Below are 413 nucleotides of genomic sequence, written 5' to 3'. Positions count from 1 at the left end.
GTGTAGTAGTTCGAGGCGTTGGGAAGCGTGAGTGTGTCGAACACGTAGTAGGTGCGCTTTATCCCCGCGGCATCCCATACGGTGATTTCATCGCCGATTTGAAGGTTCATGACTTCGTTGAAGACGCCGGGATTGTGCCCGATGAAGTAAGTGTTCTGGTCGTCGTTGACGTCGCCGGTGCCGCCCCAGGTACTAGCCGTCAGCGCCGGTGCGGTGATGTCGTCGGGCGAGCCTTGGATGACGGGCACGTACACGTCGCGGAAGAAAAGCGTGCTGGTGCGCTTGGCTGCTTTCTTGCTGCTGGTTTTGGCGGAGGCGGCCGGTGCCTCGGTGCCCGAGGCCAAGGGCGTAGCGCCATCGTCGATGGTCTCGGACGTGGGAGTCTTGGAGGACGACTTTGCGGCTTTTTTGGC

Annotated in this window: 1 protein-coding gene; it reads right to left on the bottom strand. The window is 60.5% G+C overall.

Going from position 1 to position 413, the window contains the following annotated elements:
- Positions 1 to 413, bottom strand: a 413-nt coding sequence (locus PZH32_RS11530; protein ID WP_275208397.1) for a sortase domain-containing protein, incomplete at both ends; no start/stop codon positions are given.

Source organism: Adlercreutzia equolifaciens (assembly GCF_029076695.1).
GTDB lineage: Bacteria > Actinomycetota > Coriobacteriia > Coriobacteriales > Eggerthellaceae > Adlercreutzia > Adlercreutzia equolifaciens_A.
The sequence above is the reverse complement of the archived record's forward strand: the minus strand, read 5'-3'. Positions and strand labels throughout refer to the sequence as shown.